This is a genomic window from Kribbella sp. VKM Ac-2569 (genome assembly GCF_004216905.1).
Taxonomy (GTDB): Bacteria; Actinomycetota; Actinomycetes; order Propionibacteriales; family Kribbellaceae; genus Kribbella.
In genome coordinates, this window is record NZ_SGXJ01000003.1 from 216,085 (window position 1) to 232,825 (window position 16,741).

The following is a 16,741-nucleotide window of genomic DNA, read 5'->3' on the forward strand; positions in this document are numbered from 1 at the left end:
CCCGTCAGGCGGGCACTGCGCCGTCGGCGGATACCGGGACAGCGGTACGGCGCTCCGCTGCGGGCCGGTGTACGCCGTTGACTCGCTTGCCGGCACGGTGGGCGAGGACGTCCTGCGCGATGTCCGCGGCCCGGTTGCCGAGCACGCTGAGCAGTGAGTCGGCGATGCCGTGCGTCGCCTCGTTCACGCCTTGCAGGTAGCAGGCCGCGTCCGACGGCTCGCCGAGGTCCAGACGGTACTGCCGGTTGACCTCGATACGGTCGAGCCCGATCGCCGCGCCGAGTCCACGGATCAGCCTGGGCATCTCCCGGACGAACCCGGTGCCGAGGAAGACCAGGTCCCGGCGCAGCTCGTGAACGGCGCCGGTCTTGCGGTCGGTCAGCTCGAGCACGATGTCGTCCCCGTCGGTGCGGGCACCGGTGATGTCGGTCATCGGCACCAGCCGCCGCCGCTCGACGCCGCTCAGCCGATCGAGGTACAGGATGGTGTAGAGCTCCTGCAGAAGGTCGCTCTCGACACCGGAGTAGTTCGTCAGGTGCATCTCCTGCAGGATCTGTTTCTTGCCCTCCGGCAGGGCCTCGAAGAACTTGTCGATGTACGACGGGTAGTAGAGCTCGTTGGTGAACTTGTTCGTGTCGTACGCGCGCAGCCCGATCGATCGCATCACCCAGCTCACGTCGCTGTTCGGCAGGTCGTGCTGCGTTGCCCGGAACATCTCGGCCGCGCTCTGCGCAGCGCCGATCACCGCGATCCGGTACTGCTGGTCCTTGTCGAGGGTCGCTATCCGGCTGCGGTACCGGGTGCTGTGGATCAGCCGGTGGGCGGGCAGGTGGCTGAGTTCCGGCGGAACGTACGCGTCACGTCCGGCGCCGATGACCAGGTAGCGGCTGGAGATCGTGGTGCCGTCGGCGATCCGGGTCAGCCATCCGGTCAGGCTGCCGGCGGAATCGCGCACGGGTTCGACCGACGTACAGTCGCAGCCGAGCCGGAGCTGCACCTTCCGCAGCGATTCCGACACCCACTGGAGATAGCCGGAGACCTCGACGCGGTACGGCGTGAAGCTGCCCATGTTGATGAAGTCGTCGAGGCGGCCGACGCTGCGCAGGTAGTTCAGGAAGGTGAACTTGCTGCGCGGGTTCCGCAGCGTCACCAGGTCCTTGGCGAAGGCGACCTGGCTCTTCGTCCAGGGCAGCAGCAGGCCGCGTTGCCACTCGACCGTCGGCCCGCGTTCGATGAGAAGCGAGCGCTCTGCCAGGCCGTCGGCGCCGAGTTCTTCCAGCGCCACCGCGAGCGCGAGGTTGGCCGGCCCGGCGCCGATGGCGAGCAGTTCGACGTCGTGGTTGGTCATAGCAGCTCCAAAGGGTCGTGGCTCACCAGGGCCGTCCGGAATACTCAGGCTCGTTCAGCGCGTCGTACTTCAGTTCGACCAGATCCGCGGCGGCGGTCAGCCGGTCCGCACAGGTAGCGAGATCGTCCGCGCTGCAGACGACGTACGCATGCCGGCCGATGTGCGCGCGCGGTGGCAGCCGGACGCTCGCCCCGGCTCCGACCATCGGATGGGCCTCCACCAGGCCCGGTGCGGACCCGGGCTCGGGGACGGTGATCTCGACGACGCGGCAGTCCTCGGGTGGGTAGCAGAACCGGATGCCGACGCAGGTCCGATGATCAGGCTCCAGCCGGGGACGGAGGCCTCGCGCCACGTCGACCAGGACCGCACCGGGGTCGATACCGGTGGCCAGCTTGCCCACGTACGGGATCAGGTCACCGCCGAGCCGGCCGTTGATCTCGATCACCACCGGTCCGCGCGAGCTGAACCGGATCTCGGTGTGGGTGATGCCGTACGGCGCTCCGATCGCCTCGTGTGCTGACCGGAGCAGCTCGCGCAGCTCGGGATCGTCCAGCAACGGGTCCGCCCCGTCGACGAGGTGGCCGACCTCCTCGAAGTACGGCGGTTCGCCGAGCTGCTTGTGGGCGACGCAGAACGGCAGGTACTCGCCGGCCACCACAGCACCGTCGACGCTGATCTCCGGACCGTCGACCAGCTCCTCGATCAGCGCGCCACCGTGATACTCGGCCGGACCGTTGCGGCTGGAGCTGTCGGCGCGGTCGAACGCGTCGGCGATGCCGGCCGCATCGCTCACCACGGCGACGCCGATGCTCGCCGCCATACCGCGCGGTTTGACCACGACCGGATAGCTGATGTCCGCGGCCGCGGTGGCGGCCTCGGCAGCCGTCGTGGCCACTGCGAACCTTGGCTGCGGTAGACCGGCAGCGGTGAGTGCCTGCCTGGTCCGCGCCTTGTCGCGACAACCCTGCGCACCCCGTGCGGTCAGACCCGGCAGCCCGAGTCGCTCCGCCACCAGGGCGGTCGCGATCACCGACGGTTCGTCGTACGTGAAGACTCCGCGGACCCCGTGCGTACGGGCGACAGCCTCGGCGGCCGCGAGCAGACCGTCGTGGTCGAGCACCAGGCCGGCGCCCTCGAGAGGGACGACCACAGAACTGCCGGCAAGGTACGACGCCTGCCAGGTAGCTGGCTCGTCGTCGATCAGCCAGAGCCGGCTGCGCGCGGCCGCCCCTTGGATCAGGTACTCCCGGTACGGCTGGAATCCGCTGCCCAACTGCAGTACGACACCGTTGTCGTCGTCCACGCCATCCTCCCGGGAGCCGTCACTGACGAACGAGAGGGCCTGATCCGGTGTGGGTGATACACCTACCGCGATTGCAGGTGCGGGATATCCGTCGCTCCAACTGCTTGTACTCAAACAGGTGACGGATCTACCTTCTCGGAAGGTAGCTCGGGAGCAACCTAACGAGAAGTCGCGATACCTGTGTGACAGGGCCCGCCCGCCCGATACTTCTCGTGGTAGTGGAAGGTTCCCGGACTGGGCGGGTCGTGAGGACTCGTACCAGTGTGGGGAGATCGACAGATGCGCGCTCGGCCCGTAGCAGCGGACGATCCTGATCCGGAAGTCCCACCTGTCGGAGTTCACCGATCGGTGCGGCTCCGTATGCTCGACGGCTTCTGGGTCGTCGACGGTCAACAGACCTTGCCGATCCCGCTCAGTGCGCGCCGCGTGGTGGCGTTCGTCGCGCTGCGCGGGCGATCCAGCCGCGCCGAGGTGGCCGGCACCCTCTGGCCGGAGGTCTCGGACTCCAAGGCGCAGGCCTGCCTGCGCACAGCGCTCTGGCGGCTCCGCCAGCTGAGTCCACACCCACTCATCACCGGTGACGAGACGCTGCGCGTCGACGAGTCGGTCGACGTCGACGTGAACACACTCATCGACGCCATTCGCCGAGTGATCAACGACGGCGAGTGCGGCGCCGACCAAGGGCTCCTGCCGACGCTCGCCGCGATGGGCGAGTTGCTGCCCGGCTGGTACGACGACTGGGTCCTGCTGGGGCGGGAACGCCTACGCCAGCTGCAGTTGCACGCGCTCGAGCTGACGGCCCAGCAACTAACCTGTTCCGGCCGGTACGCCGAGGCGATCGAGGCAGCCATGGCGGCCGTGCGACTCGAACCGTTGCGGGAGAGCGCGACCAGGGTGCTGATCGAGGTTCATCTCGCCGAGGACAATGTGGTCGAGGCGATCCGCCGGCTCGAGTTCTTCCGGCGGAGTCTGGCCAGCGAAATCGGTGTCGAGCCCACCCCGGAGCTGGTGGATCTGGTACGCCGCCGGCAGATCGGAGCCGATCCGCGCAGGGCCGTCGCAGACATCTTCAAGCTGGACCGGAGCCGATCCCTGTCGCCCAGGACGACGCTGGCGTAGGGCTCCAGAGATCTTCCGGACCGAGTGCCTGCACGTGGTACTTGCCGAGAGCGCTGACGAGGAACTGCAACTCCAGTGCGAGGCACTCGACGAGGTTGACGAGGCCGTGGTCGGGGTCGGTGTCCACCGCGAGGAGCGCGGCCCGGCCCAGGCCCGCCGCGTTCGCGCCGAGGGCCAGGCACTTGGCGACCCGCGCGCCCTCCCACATCCGGCCGGACACCAGCAGACAGGACGGGTCGGAGGGTGCTCGGTCGCGCCCGATCCGCAGCAGGCACTCGCCCAAGGGAAGCCCGACATGGCGGAGGAAGACCTGCGGAGCCCAGCCTGTCCCCGCCTCGGCGCCGTCGACGGACACCGCGTCCGCACCGGCCGCCCAGGCCACCTGCGCGGCCGCCGAAACGTCCCGCGCGGGTGGCAGTTTCACCCACACTCTGGCCCGTGGATAGTTGTTGCGCATCAGGCGGATCTGTTGCCGCAGGATCTCCTCGGTGAAGGTGCCAGGGCTGCTGCTGCGTAGTACCCGGTCGCCGCCGAAGACCGGGTCGAGGAGGTACGCACCGGCCAACCGTTCGGCGGCCTCCGCCCCCACCAGCGTCATACCGCCCAGCCCGGGTTTGGCGCCCTGCCCGACCTTGAGTTCGAACGCGAGCCGCCCGGACTCCAGCAGCGGCAGGACGTTCGGATCGCTGTACACGAGGTTCCATACCTCGGCGTCGGCGTCTTCGGTGCTCTGCTGGACGACGACGCCGCCGTACCCGTCCAGCGCCTCGCTTTGGTACGCGCGGATCCGGCCGAGCAGCGAGCGTTCCGCATCGGCCTCGAGCCGTCCGTAACTGTTGACCGGCATCACGTTCTCGCCGATGACCATCGGGATACCGAGGCGTCCGGCCTGGCGGCCGGCGGCCAGGCCGAGTGCGACGCTCGCCGCCTCCGTCGAGCCGAACGCCGAGACGTACGTCGGCACCGCGGACCGGAACCCGCCGATCGTCGTCTCCAGCCGGACGTCGCGGTACACCGGCTCCCGGGCCAGTTCGACGAGCTGTGCCAGCCGCTGCGGCACGAAGACCGGCGGCACCAGTCGCAGGCGGTCGAGGTGATCGTCCGCCGGAACAGAACAGTCGGCGCCGAACAGTACTTGCCCGTAGTCGTCCGTGGACGGGAACGCGTCGGCGGCTCCGGCCCGGGCACGGCGGCGGATCGCTGCTTCGGGGAACCCCTCGGCGTACAGGATGCCCTCCTTCGGTCGGCTTCTGACCGGAAGAGGCGTCGCCGGTACGACGAAAATACGGATCCGTGGGGCATTGGCCCCCGGCGGCGTCTCAGTGCGTGTCATGGCGCGTGGCCGAACGGAGCTGAGTGGGGAGACTCCCTGCCCGACCCGGGCAGACCCCAAGCGCGGGGAAACAAAGTTGCACATCGCGACGATTTCTCTCCCCGCCACGACAGCCACCACAGCGCCCCGGTATCGCTCGACGCCGTCTGGACCCTCTACGGACGGCGCTGAACGCGTGGGCGGGACAGCTTCAGGTAGAGCAGCGCGGCGACGCTGACGAGCGCCGGCCAGAGCAGGTAGACCCCGGCCATCAGGAGCAGAACTACGACGGCTCCCTGCGCGACGAGCGCGGCGAGACGCGCCCGGCTGCGTCGCGGCAGCAACTTGACTGCCGCTGCGACGCCGACGGCGTACACGGTCACGAACAGCCCGGTGGTGAGCAGGACCAGCGACTGCGGCTCGAGTCCTGCCACCACGACGACGACGGCAGTCACTATCGACAGTGCGCTGAGTACGGCGAGACTGCGTCGTGGCACCACGCCCGCAGAGCTGCCACGGGCCAGCCAGGCAGGGAGAGCGCCGTCGCGGGCAAGGGCTGCGCCGAGCTTGGATGCGCCCGCGTAGTACGCGTTCATCGCACCGAAGGTCAGGAGGAGTGCAGCCGCCGCGGCCAGCACCCGGGCGTTGCCGCCAAGGCCGATCGCGAGCAGATCGCCAAGTGGCGCGTCGGTGTGGGCGGCCTGCGGGCCTAGCACCGTGATGGTGGCGAAGGCGACACTGAGGTAGATCACGCCGACCACGATCACCGCGATGGCAGTCGCCCGCGGTACGTCGCGGGCCGGGCGGCGGAACTCGGCGGTGAGGTAGGTGACCGTTTCCCAGCCGACGAAGCTCCAGACCAGGAGCGCGGCGGCGGGGCCGATCGCCTGCCAACCGTGCGGCGCGAACGGCTGCAGATTGGACAGGTCGGCGTGCGGCAGCGAGAGCGCAACTGCGAGGCACAGGAAGAGTGTCAGCAGCCCGGCGAGGCACATCTGGACCCGTCCGGTCACCTCGATACCGAAGGCGTTGGCAGCCGGCACGACCGCCAGGAGCGCCAGCATGGTCGCGAAGACGACGCTCTGCTCGCCGCCGAGCGCTGCTTCGACGTAGCCGCCTGCCCACAGCGCGGCGGCGGGACCGCCGACCGGGACGGAAAGGTAGAAACACCAGCCGACGATCGCCGCAGCCCGCTCGCCGAAGGCCAGTCGCGCGTACGTCGCGATGCCACCCGAGTCCGGATAGCGCGCACCGAGCGCGGCGAAGGTGGCTGCGAGTGGAGCGGATACCACTGCAAGGCCCAACCACGCCAGCAACGACGCGGGGCCTGCCACCTCGGCAGCGAGCGCGGGCAACGCGATGACGCCGGTCGCCAGTACGGCTCCGATGTACAACGCCGTACCTTGCCCGAGACTCAGCCTGCCGGTTTCTGTCACGCGCGACATCTTCGCTGGAACCGGCATCAGGGTGAAGCGATGCCGGGTACCTTCGGAAAGGCGCTCGCCTGCCAGACCGAGTCCAGCCCGGCGACGTACCGGGTGAACCGCTCGAGACCGAGCCCGAAGCCGGCGCTGGGCGGTACGCCGTCCTTCAGCATCTGTAGGTACCACGCGTACTTCGCCGGGTTCTCCGCCGTCTCGCGCATCCTCGCGATGATCGTGGCGTAGTCCTGCTCGCGTTCGCTGCCGCTGCACAGCTCGCCGTACCCCTCGGCGGCGATCAGGTCGAAGTTCCGCAGCATGCCGGGCTGATCCTTGGACTCCCGGTCGTAGAAACCGCGCGATCCCTTCGGATAGTCGGTGACGAAGAACGGACGGCTCGCCTTCGCCGACAGCTTCGCCTCGCCCGCCCAGTCGAGCTCGGCATCCGGGCTCTGGTCGTGACCGGTCGCCCGCAGGTCGGCGACCGCGTCGGCGTGTGTCCGGCGCCCGAACGGTGCGCTGAGCAACTCGGCGAACTCGGAGGTGTCCCGGCCAAGGGTCTCGAACTCGTGGGGGAGTTCCGCCACCACCTGTCGTACGACGTGACGGACCAGGTCCTCCGCCGTCGCCATGGCGTCGTCCCTGGACGCATCCGCCATCTCGATGTCGATCTGGTGGAACTCGGCCAGGTGCCTGCTGGTCGACGCGGTCTCGAGCGGTTCCAGCCGGACGTTCGGCGCGATGAAGAAGATCTTCTCGAATGAGGTCAGGGCGGCTTGCTTGTAGAGGATCGCGCTGGTCATCAGCTTGTAGCGGTGACCGTAGTAGTCCACATCGACCTGCTTGGCCCCGCGCGCGCCCGGGTCGGTGACCGGGCCGATCACCGGCGGCAGCAACTCGATGAACCCGCGGGCGCCGAGGAGTTCCCGGGCTGCGGCGAGCATCCGGTGCTGGATCTTGAGGACCGACCGGGTGACGGGTGAGGTGAGGTGTTCACGCGGACTGGCGGGCAGCCGGGCTTCGGTTTCCGGGATCCGGGTCTCGGTCATCTCCTGTGCTCCCTGATGAGTCGTCCGATACTGCTTGGAACTCCTGCTCGAGGCTCGCGTTGTCGAACGTCCGTTCCACGTACGACAGCGAGGCCAGCAGCCCGGCCGCCGTCAGCTTCGCGGTGTCGGTCGGCCCGACCACACCGCGGATCGGCAACGACCCGATCGACGACCACTGCAGCCGCCCGGTGCTGTCGAGGTAGCTGCGGGCCCGGCCGGCGTTGTCCGGATGCAGGCAGTACGGCACGTCGAGGTAGCCACGCCGGAACGCAGTGGCCAGTGCCGCGCCGAGATTCGGACCGAGGTCGAGCACTGCCTCGATCAAGGCGCTCGCCTCGGCGTGGATGCCGGTGTCGACGGGATCGCCGGCGATCGTGAGGCACCCTTCGGCGGCCAGCGCCGCGGTCTCCAAAGCGGCGACGTTCTCGGCGAACGTGGGAATTCGGTAGCCCTCGGCAACTGTCTTCACGATCAGCCGGGCCGCACCGGCCCGGACCGCCAGCCGGGCCGCTTCCTCAAGAAGTCCGGTGGCACCGTCAGGCGTCCGCGGATACACACCCATGTACGTGTAGACGACGATGTGCCAGTCGACGTCCGGCAGCCACTGCGTGGCCAGCCGGCGCAACGCGAGCAGCGCTTCCGTGTCCTGATCCGAATTGGTCTGCTGGGCGTAGCTCAGCGAGACGCTGCGGATTCCGTGCTGCCGGAAGAACAGGCACTCGAGCACGCTCAACGCGACCAGGAGACCGGGCGGGCAGAGCTGACCCATCATGCAGCCGCCGAAGCTTTCGACGTGCGGGTCGGTGCCGGTCGATCTGACCTCCGCCAGCAGGTCACAGCTGCGGGCCCAGTTCGGGATCGAGTCCTCCAGCGGCATCCGGCTGTAGGGCAGGCAGTAGGAGACCGGCCCGCCCTCGGTCGCGTGCAGCCCGGCCTGGATCAGCGCGGCCACGATCGGCTCGGGACAGGGCGAACCGTGCCGGATCTGCACGGGGAAGTCCGGCCCGGCGACACCGTCCAGCACCGATCGGGTGACGGCTGGGTCGTGCGCGACGATGGGGTACCCGTTGAGCTCGATCCCGGCCGCGAGCGCGGCGCGCGCGTTCGCGTTGTCACCCATCCGCGTGTAGCTGTCGAGCGTGATCGTGCCGACCGCGGTCGCCGTCGCCTTCCGGGTGGCCAGGAGCCCGATCCGCATCGCGGCGGGGTCGCTGACACCCATCCGCGGTTGCACCACGAGCTTGCCCGCACGGTGCGCCCGGGCAACGAAGTCACCGAACGAGCCGGTACCCGGGACGCTCACGAAGCCTGGCCGATGGCGAGCCGACCGATGTACGACTGGAAGGCGGCCAGCCCGGTGCCGTCCTCGAAGACCGCGCCGTACCCTGCCGCTGTCAGTTGAGCCCGGCTGCGGTCGCAGCCCGGCCCGGCGATCCCCAGCTTCCCGCCGATCACCATCGGAGTGCCGACCAGTTCCGCGTGGCTCCGGACCTGACGGATCAGCCGCAGGCCGTCGTGGAAGCCGTGTCCGTTGACACTGCTGACCACGATCAGATCCGGCCGCAGCCGCAGGCACTTGGAGACCATCAGCTCGTCCGGAACGCAGGCGCCGAGGTTGTGCACCTGATGGCCGAGCTCCTCGAGAACCAGTTGCAGGACGACCAGATTCCAGGTGTGCGAGTCCGACGACACGCTGGTCAGCACCACGGACAATCCGTCGGCGCTGACCTCCTTGCCCGCGGCGTGATCCATGACATGCAGAGTGCGGATCGACAGTGGTCTGATACATCCGGCCGATCAGCCGGGGGCGATCTCATCGAGCTCGGACACCCCGGTAGCGGCCTGCGGACCGTACCGCTCCCATCGTTCGTGCAACCGGATCCGGCCGTCAGGCAGCAACTCGGGGGTGCTCTCGCAGTGCCCTGCGACCAGTGCGCCGTCGGCGAGCACCATGGTGTAGCTGAACTCCAGTGTGTCGTCTGGCCGGCACACGCCGGTGAGCGCACCGCGCCGGACACGACCACCGCTGAAGTCTGCCCAGAGCAGGTCGCCGCGCTGCCGGTACGACGCGACCGTGACGTCGTTGCCTTCCGCATGATGTCCGGCGGGGGAGAACCTCCTGCCGTCGTAGTCGATCATCGGCCACCTGCCGGACCGTGCAGTTCCAACGTGCAGCACTTGACTCCACCACCGGCCCGCAGGAGTTCGGACACGTCCATGCCGATCGGGAGGAAGCCGGCCTCTCGCAGCTTCGCGACCAGGTCGGTGGAACCTGCCGGCATCAGGACATGGAGGCCGTCGGACACCGCGTTCAGGGCGAACACAGCGGCATCTTCGGCGGTCGCGATGATCGCCGACGGGAAGAGCTCGCGCAGGATCGCCTGACTCCCCGACGTGAAGGCGCCGGGGTAGTACATCACCGTCTCGTCGTCCAGGACGGCCAGTGCGGTGTCCAGGTGGTAGTACCGGTCGTCGACGAGGGTCAGGCCGATCACCGGGCGGTCGAAGTACTGCTCACTCTCGAGGTGGGCCCGGCGGTCGGTGCGGAACCCGCTGCCGGCCAGCAACCAGGACCCGGCGGACAGGTAGTCGCCTTCGCCCTCGTTGGCCGTCGAGGCCTGCTGGACGTGCAGACCGCGACTGGCAAACCATTCCAGGTACGACGCCGACTCTGCGTCCCGCTCTGCATGGCGGAAGCGGGCCACGAGCACGCGGTCGCCCCAGACGGTGGCGCCGTTCGCGGCGAACACCATGTCCGGCAGCCCGGGCACCGGTGGAATCACGTCCACGGTGTGCCCCAGGTCGACCAGTTGGTCGTGGATCCGCTGCCACTGCGCCGCCGCGATCGGCTGGTCGGTCGGCTTGGCGGGATTCATCCACGGGTTGATCGAGTAGGTCACGTCGAAGTGGGTGGGCGGGCACATCAGGTACCGGCGATGGGTGCTCCGCCGGATCGCGGCGTGGGACGGTACGTCGGTGGTGGTCGGCGTACCGACCTCGGAGATGAGTTCCATGCCGACAAGAGCGCGCGGGAGCCGCGATCAGATACCCGCGCCTGCCGGTGTATTTCCGCGCGCCGGTGCCGGTCTCTGTCCGAGCAGGAGCGCTCTGTTCCGTCTTGACCCCGGAGGTCCCGAAGATGCTGAACGGCCTGAGCCGAACTGAACTCACTGCCCAGTACCTGGACGAGATCAAGCGCCGCGGGATCTCCGCCGCCGAACTCGTGAGCACCCACCCCGAGTCGATCGGATTGCAGTCGGTGTACGGCGGCCGGTACCTGGCGCGGCCGCTGTTCCTCGGCGCCGACGAGTGTGACCAGCTGGCGAACGACATCCTGACCATGCACGCTGCCCTGACCAGCCTGCCCGACAAGTTGTACGGCGGTGACCTGGCGGCGTTCGCCCGTTCGGTCGGAATGACCGACGTACAGGTCTCGGCTGTGCTGCGCAGCCGCGGCGCGACGGTGACGAAGCAGAGTCGCGCCGACCTGTACCTGGACGAGAGCGGCTTCAAGCTGCTGGAGTTCAACATGGGCAGCGCGCTCGGCGGCATCGACCAGTCCGACATGGCTCGGGCGTTGCTGGATCAGCCGATCCTGGCGGAGTTCGCGCAGACGCATCGCCTGGCCTACGTGGACACGATGCGCGAACAGGTGAACAACATGTTCGCCGAAAGCGGGTTCGCGCACGACTCTCGCCCAGTGCTGGCCACCGTCGACTGGCCGAGCAGCTACGAGACCCTCGAGCCGTACATGCGGCACTTCGCGACGCGCCTGCAGGACATGGGAATCGACGCCCACGTCGGCCACATCGGGCAGCTCGAGGTTCGCGACGGCGGCGTCTGGCTCGGCGACGTGAAGGTCGACATCATCCAGCGCCTCTTCATGCTGGAGGATCTGCTCGAGCACTCCGAGGCGTCGGCGATGATGGATCCGATCCTGGACGCCGCCGCCCGCGGCGAGGTGAAGATCTTCACTCCGCTGGACGCCGAGATGTTCGCCAGCAAGGGAGCTCTCGCGGTGCTGTCCGACGAGGCCAACCGCCAGTACTTCGACCAGCAGACGCTGACCAGCCTCGACCGGATCCTGCCCTGGACCCGGATGGTGCGCCCTGGCCCGGTGACGCTGGAGGACGGCACGCAGGTCGAGCTGCTCGACTATGTGCTCGGTCATCAGGCAGAACTGGTCCTCAAGCCGACCTCGCGGCACAGCGGGGAAGGGGTGCTGCTGGGTTGGCGCGCCGACACCGACGGGGAGCTGTGGGAGGAGCGAGTCCGGGAGGCACTCGACGGTCCGTGGGTCGTCCAACGCCGGATCCGGCCGGTGCCGGAGCTGTTCCCGATGCGGGACGGCGACCCGGCGCCGTGGATCGTGAACTGGGGTGTCTACACCGTCGTGAACGGGTTCGGTGGTGTGTACGCGCGCGCCCTGTCTGTCGAGTCCGACCTCGAGGTGGTTCGGCTGGACGCCGGCGCGTCGGTCGGCTGCTGCCTGCATGTTCTGCCGGAGGACTCGGACGTCGAGCCGGGGTCCGCGCTTCCGGTCCGCAAGAACTGAAGAAGGGGCCGGTGCATCGCGCCGGCCCCATTCAGAACGCAGATCCTCAGGTCGCCGCTTCGGGATTGGCGCCAGGCGCCGCCTCTGCCTCGGAGGTCGCCACCTCGGCCGGCGCCTCGTCGGGGCGGCGCATGCCGATCCGGGCGCACACGGCGGAGAGGACGGCCACTGCCGCCGCCCACAGCCAGAAGGTCTGGCCGACCTTGTCCCACAGCCAGACGCCGACCGCCGGACCGACCGCGTTCCCGAGACCGAAGACGCTCAGCATGGCGCCGGAGTACCGGCCCCGCAGGTGCGGTGGCGCGACCATGCCCGGGTAGGCGAAGGTGGTCGGCGCGCCGATGATTTCCGACGTCGTCCAGATCAGCGTGCCGATGATCAGCAGCACCGGTACCAGCGCGATCGCGTAGACGCCGTACCCGACCGCGACCAGGCCGAATCCCGCGATCGCGGTCAGCCGCAGCGGCCAGGTCTGCACGTACTTGGTGGCCGGCACTTCGCAGACGGCGACCACGATGGCGTTCGCGGAGACGATCGCGCTGTACCACCACAGGCTGAGGCCGTCGTTCACGATCGCGAGCGGCAGCACCGCGATGTATTGGCAGTACACGATCGTCACCAGGAACACGGCGGCCAGGTAGAAGTCGTACCGCCAGTCCGCCAGCACCGCACGGTAGCCCTGCTTCGGCTCCGCGGCCTTGGCGGCGCTCGCGGCCTCGTCCGGTGCGGCCTTCCCGGGCAGGAACTTCCAGGCGATCGCGCTGTAGAGCACAGCGGCGAACGCCTCGGCCCAGAACAACAGGTTGTACGAGATCGACACGAGCGCGACGCCGACGATCGGCGTCACCGCGGTGCCCAGGTTGATGGCCAGCCGGTACATCGCCATCGTCATCACGAGCTGGCCCGGCTTGGTCAGCTCGGCCAGCATGGCCTGCGCGGCCGGCCGGTTCAGCTGACTGACGGTGCTGACCGTGATGATCGCCAGCAGGATCACCCAGTACACGTTGATGTAGAGGATGGAGACGATGAGCGCGGCCGAGCCGAGCATGCTGATCAACGTCGCCGCCCGGGCGCTCAGCCGGTCGGTCAGCCAGCCGCCGACGAACGCGCCGAGAACATGGCCGGCGCCGTAGATGCCGAGCGCGAAACCTGCCTGGCCTGCCGTGAACCCGCGGTGGGTCATGAACAGCACCAGGAAGATCTGCAGGAAGGCGCCCAGCCGGTTGACGAAAACTCCGAACAGCAGCGCTTTCGACGTGATCGACGTCTGGCGCCAGGTAGCGATGGCGCCCAGGCCATCGCCCGGCTTCCCGGCCGAACCCGGTTCGCGGTCGACTTCTTCGCTCATCAGCCACTCCACCCCTCTGTGCGTTCGGTCCTGCACGTTATCGGTTGGAGCGCCGTACGGACAGGCCTCAAAGGCAACAAAACAAGGCGTATCAGGGCAGGCGCGCCGTCGCCTCTGATGAATGACGGCGACGCGTAGCGGAAGCGCACGTGCGCCCCTGTCGACATGCCTGCAGCCAGGAGGATCGGATCTATGACAACCGAAATGACGGAGGCCCTCCCACGGATTCCGGACGACTTCATGCAGAGGCCGTACGAGATCCTCGCGCCGTACCGGAGAGCGGGCCGGGTGCATCACGTGGTCTTCCCGCACGGCGCCGACGTCTGGCTGGTCACCCGGTACGCCGACGTACGCGCACTGCTGCAGGACCCCCGGGTGAGCAAGGACGGCACACGGATGAACGAGATGTTCGCCCGCCACACCGGTACCTACGTCGAGGACGAGAAGCCCGACGTCGGCTTCGACGACGAGCTGTCCCAGCACATGCTGAACAGCGACCCGCCGCGGCACACGCGGCTGCGTTCGCTGGTGAGCAAGGCGTTCACCCTGCGCCGGATGGATGAGTTCCGGCCGCGGATCGAGCAGTTGGTCGACGACTACCTGACCAAGCTCGAGGGCCGCGACGACGTCGACCTGGTCACCGAGTACGCCCAGCCGCTGCCGATCAATCTCATCTGCGACGTGCTCGGCATCCCGTTCGAGGACCGCGAGCGGTTCCAGCAGTGGGCGGTCGAGCTGGTCGGCGCCGGGCACCCGCCGGAGGTGGTCGAGACTGCCTCGAAGAATGTGCTCGCGTACGGGCACCAGATCATCGCGATGAAGCGCAAGAACCCGGCCGACGACATGGTCAGCGCGATGATCGAGGGCAACCCGAACGGCGACCGGCTGACCGACGACGAGCTCGTCGCGATGATCTTCCTGTACACGGTGGCCGGCCACATCACCTCCCAGCACACGCTGTCGAACGGCATCCTCAGCCTGCTCACCAACCCCGATGCGATGGCGCGGCTGCGGTCCGACCTGTCGATCATGCCGCAGGCGATCGACGAGCTGATGCGGTACGACGGCGGCGTCGGAGTGGCCACGTTCCGGTTCACGGCGGAGGACATCGAGATCGGCGACGTCGTCGTACCGAAGAACAACATCCTGGCGCTGTCGATCCTGTCCGCGCACCGCGACGACGAACAGTTCCCGAACGCGAACACGCTCGACCTGGACCGCCGTCCCAACGGGGTTCTCGGGTTCGGCCACGGCCCGCACTTCTGCATCGGGCAGCCGCTGGCCAAGATGCAGACGAACATCGCGCTGACCCGCCTGATCGAACGCTTCCCGGACCTGCGGATGACCGCCGACCCGAGCTTCCTGGAGTGGGAACCCAGCACCCTCCTGCGCGGCATGCACCACCTGCCGGCCTCGACCGTCCCACCGCAGCCCTGAACTGAACAGCACACCGCCCCGGCCGAATCGGCCGGGGCGATGTGCGTGTCAGGTCACTTCTCGACGTAGTACCAGTCCTCGGGGTTGATCAGGCCGTACGGGTTGACCGGCTCGACGCCGCGCAGGTTCTTCGCGACCTCGAACATCCGGTTCGGGAAGCCCGGCGACCAGATGGTCGGCACCTGCTCGGCGATGTAGTCCTGGTACTCGTACATCGCCTCCGGGTCGTCGCTGTGCACCGTCCGGTCGATCAGCTCGTCGGCCTTCGGGTCGCTGTAGTCGCCGAAGTTGCTGCCGCCACCGGTGCGGAACAGCATCTCGCCGGTCAGGTGACCGTAGAAGGACCAGCCGCCGTTCCAGGTGTTGATCTCCCACAGCCGTTTGCTCGCGACACCGGGGCTGTGATCCTCCGCCACCATCACCGACCCGTACACCGGCTCCAGCTTCAGCTCGATCCCGGCCTTGGCCGCATCCTCCCGATACATCTCCAGCAGCCTGGTCAGCGCGACCTTGCCCTCGACGTACCGGATCGTGAACGAGAGCCGGTCACCGATGTCGACACCCTCGCCGGCGCAGCCGGCGACCTCACCAGGTTGCACGCAGCCGGCCGGCATCGTGCTGGTGTCCCAGCCGTGCGCCTCGAGCAGTTCGCGGGCGGCGTCGACGTCGAACGGCATCGGGTCCTTGCGCTGCTTCGGCGACACGTGCGGGTTGGCCGGCGACGGCGGCACCGGCCCGTCCATCCGGTACGCGTTGCCGTGGTAGATCTCCCGGATCGCGCGGTCCTGGTCCAGGCACATCTGCAGCGCCTGCCGTACGTAGGTGTGCTTGTAGATCCGCGCCGCGGTGGAGTCGTTGTCGAAGTTGAACGGCATGTAGCGCACCACAAACACGTCCTGCGGCACCAGCCGGTACGAGTCCGCGAGCGGGTCCTCGCCGTCGTCGGTGAGCCCCATCCCGAACGGCAGGTACCCGATCTGGATCCCGTCCGGCGCGTCCGGTCCGGCCTGCAGGCGCTCGTACATCAGCTCGTCGGTGTCGTTCTGCACCTGCCGGAACTCGTCCAGGTGCGGCTTGTTCGGGCCGGAGTACTTGTCGTTCGGGACGAAGGTGACAACGCCGTCGACGGTATAGCTCTTCAGCCGCCACGGGCCGTTGACGACGCTCCACACCGGGCTCTCGGCCCAGCCGCCGCGGAAGTGATTCGCCTCCATCGTCCACTCGCCGTTCTGCGACACCAGGTAGTCGTAGACGGCGGGGATGTCGGCCACGTCGTACGACGCCCGCGCCGGGCCGTTCGCCGTCCGGTCCCAAGCCTTCGGCATCGGGGTGATCAGCGACAGTTGGTTCATCTCCACCCAGGTCCTCGAGTGCACCTGGTCGAAGGTGAACCGAACCTTGTCCTCGGCAACCTTCTCGTACGACGACAGGTTGTCCGGGAAGTACCCGGGCACGTAGTAGCCGAGCCGGTCGCCCTTGACCGCCATCATGTTCACCCAGAACATCACGTTGTCGGCGCAGATCGGCTCACCGTTGGACCACTGCCAGGGCTTCAGCGTGACGGTGACGCTCAGCCCGTCCTCGCTCCACTCCGGCGGGTAGGCCAGGCTCAGCTCGGGGTTCACCTCCGGCCTGCCCTCGCGGCCGAGCCAGTAGAGCGGGCGGAACATCAGCACCTGGAACTCGTACAGGTTGCGGATGCCGATCCGTTCCCGGGGCGTGAACGGGAAGATGGCGGCCGGCGGGAAGCCGGGGTTGCAGGCCCAGGTGACGCTGCCACCTTCGATCGGCCGGTCGTCCTCGGACGGCTGGTCGGACTGCTGTTCGGACAACACGGTGGACATCCGGG

At 68.4% G+C, this 16,741-nt stretch carries 14 protein-coding genes; 3 read left to right on the forward strand and 11 right to left on the reverse strand.

All coding sequences use genetic code 11. From position 1 onward, the window contains the following. Nucleotides 1–4 precede the first annotated feature (4 nt). Together EV649_RS21305 and EV649_RS21310 are read right to left on the reverse strand one after the other, a co-directional pair. Nucleotides 5–1,348, reverse strand: a complete 1,344-nt coding sequence (locus EV649_RS21305) for a SidA/IucD/PvdA family monooxygenase (protein WP_130385315.1) — start codon at nt 1,346–1,348, stop codon at nt 5–7. Between the two features lie 22 nt (nt 1,349–1,370). Next, nucleotides 1,371–2,651, reverse strand: a complete 1,281-nt coding sequence (locus tag EV649_RS21310; protein WP_130385316.1) for an ATP-grasp domain-containing protein — start codon at nt 2,649–2,651, stop codon at nt 1,371–1,373. Between the two features lie 348 nt (nt 2,652–2,999). Between EV649_RS21310 and EV649_RS21315 the strand changes: the two genes are divergently transcribed. After that, on the forward strand, nt 3,000–3,770 hold the full coding sequence (locus EV649_RS21315; RefSeq protein WP_157996278.1) for a BTAD domain-containing putative transcriptional regulator: 771 nt from the start codon (nt 3,000–3,002) through the stop codon (nt 3,768–3,770). On the opposite strand, the gene EV649_RS21320 is transcribed toward EV649_RS21315, so the two are convergent. The 7 genes from EV649_RS21320 to ddaH all read right to left on the reverse strand — a co-directional run bounded on the left by EV649_RS21320 (nt 3,721) and on the right by ddaH (nt 10,566). Continuing rightward, the gene (locus tag EV649_RS21320) at nt 3,721–5,103 is read right to left on the reverse strand and encodes a glutamate synthase-related protein (protein ID WP_130385318.1); all 1,383 of its coding nucleotides are present in this window, start codon (nt 5,101–5,103) and stop codon (nt 3,721–3,723) included. The genes EV649_RS21315 and EV649_RS21320 overlap by 50 nt on opposite strands. 155 nt (nt 5,104–5,258) lie before the next feature. Beyond that, nucleotides 5,259–6,527, reverse strand: a complete 1,269-nt coding sequence (locus tag EV649_RS21325; RefSeq protein WP_130386229.1) for an amino acid permease — start codon at nt 6,525–6,527, stop codon at nt 5,259–5,261. 17 nt (nt 6,528–6,544) lie between these two features. Continuing rightward, nucleotides 6,545–7,552 carry an asparagine synthetase A gene (locus EV649_RS21330; protein ID WP_130385319.1) on the reverse strand — a complete coding sequence of 336 codons (1,008 nt, stop codon included), beginning with the start codon at nt 7,550–7,552 and terminating at the stop codon, nt 6,545–6,547. Further along, nucleotides 7,497–8,855, reverse strand: coding sequence for a methylaspartate mutase (locus EV649_RS21335; RefSeq protein WP_130385320.1), 1,359 nt, complete (start codon nt 8,853–8,855; stop codon nt 7,497–7,499). The genes EV649_RS21330 and EV649_RS21335 overlap by 56 nt, the downstream gene beginning before the upstream one ends. Further along, nucleotides 8,852–9,304 carry a cobalamin-dependent protein gene (locus tag EV649_RS21340; protein ID WP_130385321.1) on the reverse strand — a complete coding sequence of 151 codons (453 nt, stop codon included), beginning with the start codon at nt 9,302–9,304 and terminating at the stop codon, nt 8,852–8,854. The genes EV649_RS21335 and EV649_RS21340 overlap by 4 nt, the downstream gene beginning before the upstream one ends. A gap of 45 nt (nt 9,305–9,349) precedes the next feature. Then, nucleotides 9,350–9,691 (reverse strand): hypothetical protein, encoded by a 342-nt coding sequence (locus EV649_RS21345; protein WP_130385322.1) that lies wholly within the window; start codon nt 9,689–9,691, stop codon nt 9,350–9,352. Beyond that, the gene (gene ddaH / locus EV649_RS21350; RefSeq protein WP_130385323.1) at nt 9,688–10,566 is read right to left on the reverse strand and encodes a dimethylargininase; all 879 of its coding nucleotides are present in this window, start codon (nt 10,564–10,566) and stop codon (nt 9,688–9,690) included. The genes EV649_RS21345 and ddaH overlap by 4 nt, the downstream gene beginning before the upstream one ends. Before the next feature lie 125 nt (nt 10,567–10,691). Here ddaH and EV649_RS21355 point away from each other — a divergent pair, with 125 nt between their 5' ends. Next, a complete protein-coding gene (locus tag EV649_RS21355) occupies nt 10,692–12,107 on the forward strand; it encodes a hypothetical protein (RefSeq protein ID WP_130385324.1) in 1,416 nt (471 codons plus the stop codon). Between the two features lie 46 nt (nt 12,108–12,153). On the opposite strand, the gene EV649_RS21360 is transcribed toward EV649_RS21355, so the two are convergent. After that, nucleotides 12,154–13,455 carry an MFS transporter gene (locus EV649_RS21360; RefSeq protein ID WP_130385325.1) on the reverse strand — a complete coding sequence of 434 codons (1,302 nt, stop codon included), beginning with the start codon at nt 13,453–13,455 and terminating at the stop codon, nt 12,154–12,156. Between the two features lie 192 nt (nt 13,456–13,647). On the opposite strand from EV649_RS21360, the gene EV649_RS21365 reads away from it, so the two are divergent. Further along, entirely contained in the window at nt 13,648–14,892 is a 1,245-nt protein-coding gene (locus EV649_RS21365; protein ID WP_130385326.1) for a cytochrome P450, read from the forward strand. A gap of 53 nt (nt 14,893–14,945) precedes the next feature. Here the strand turns inward: EV649_RS21365 and EV649_RS21370 are convergent, their stop codons facing one another. Further along, entirely contained in the window at nt 14,946–16,736 is a 1,791-nt protein-coding gene (locus tag EV649_RS21370) for an ABC transporter substrate-binding protein (protein WP_130385327.1), read from the reverse strand. Nucleotides 16,737–16,741: the final 5 nt, after the last annotated feature.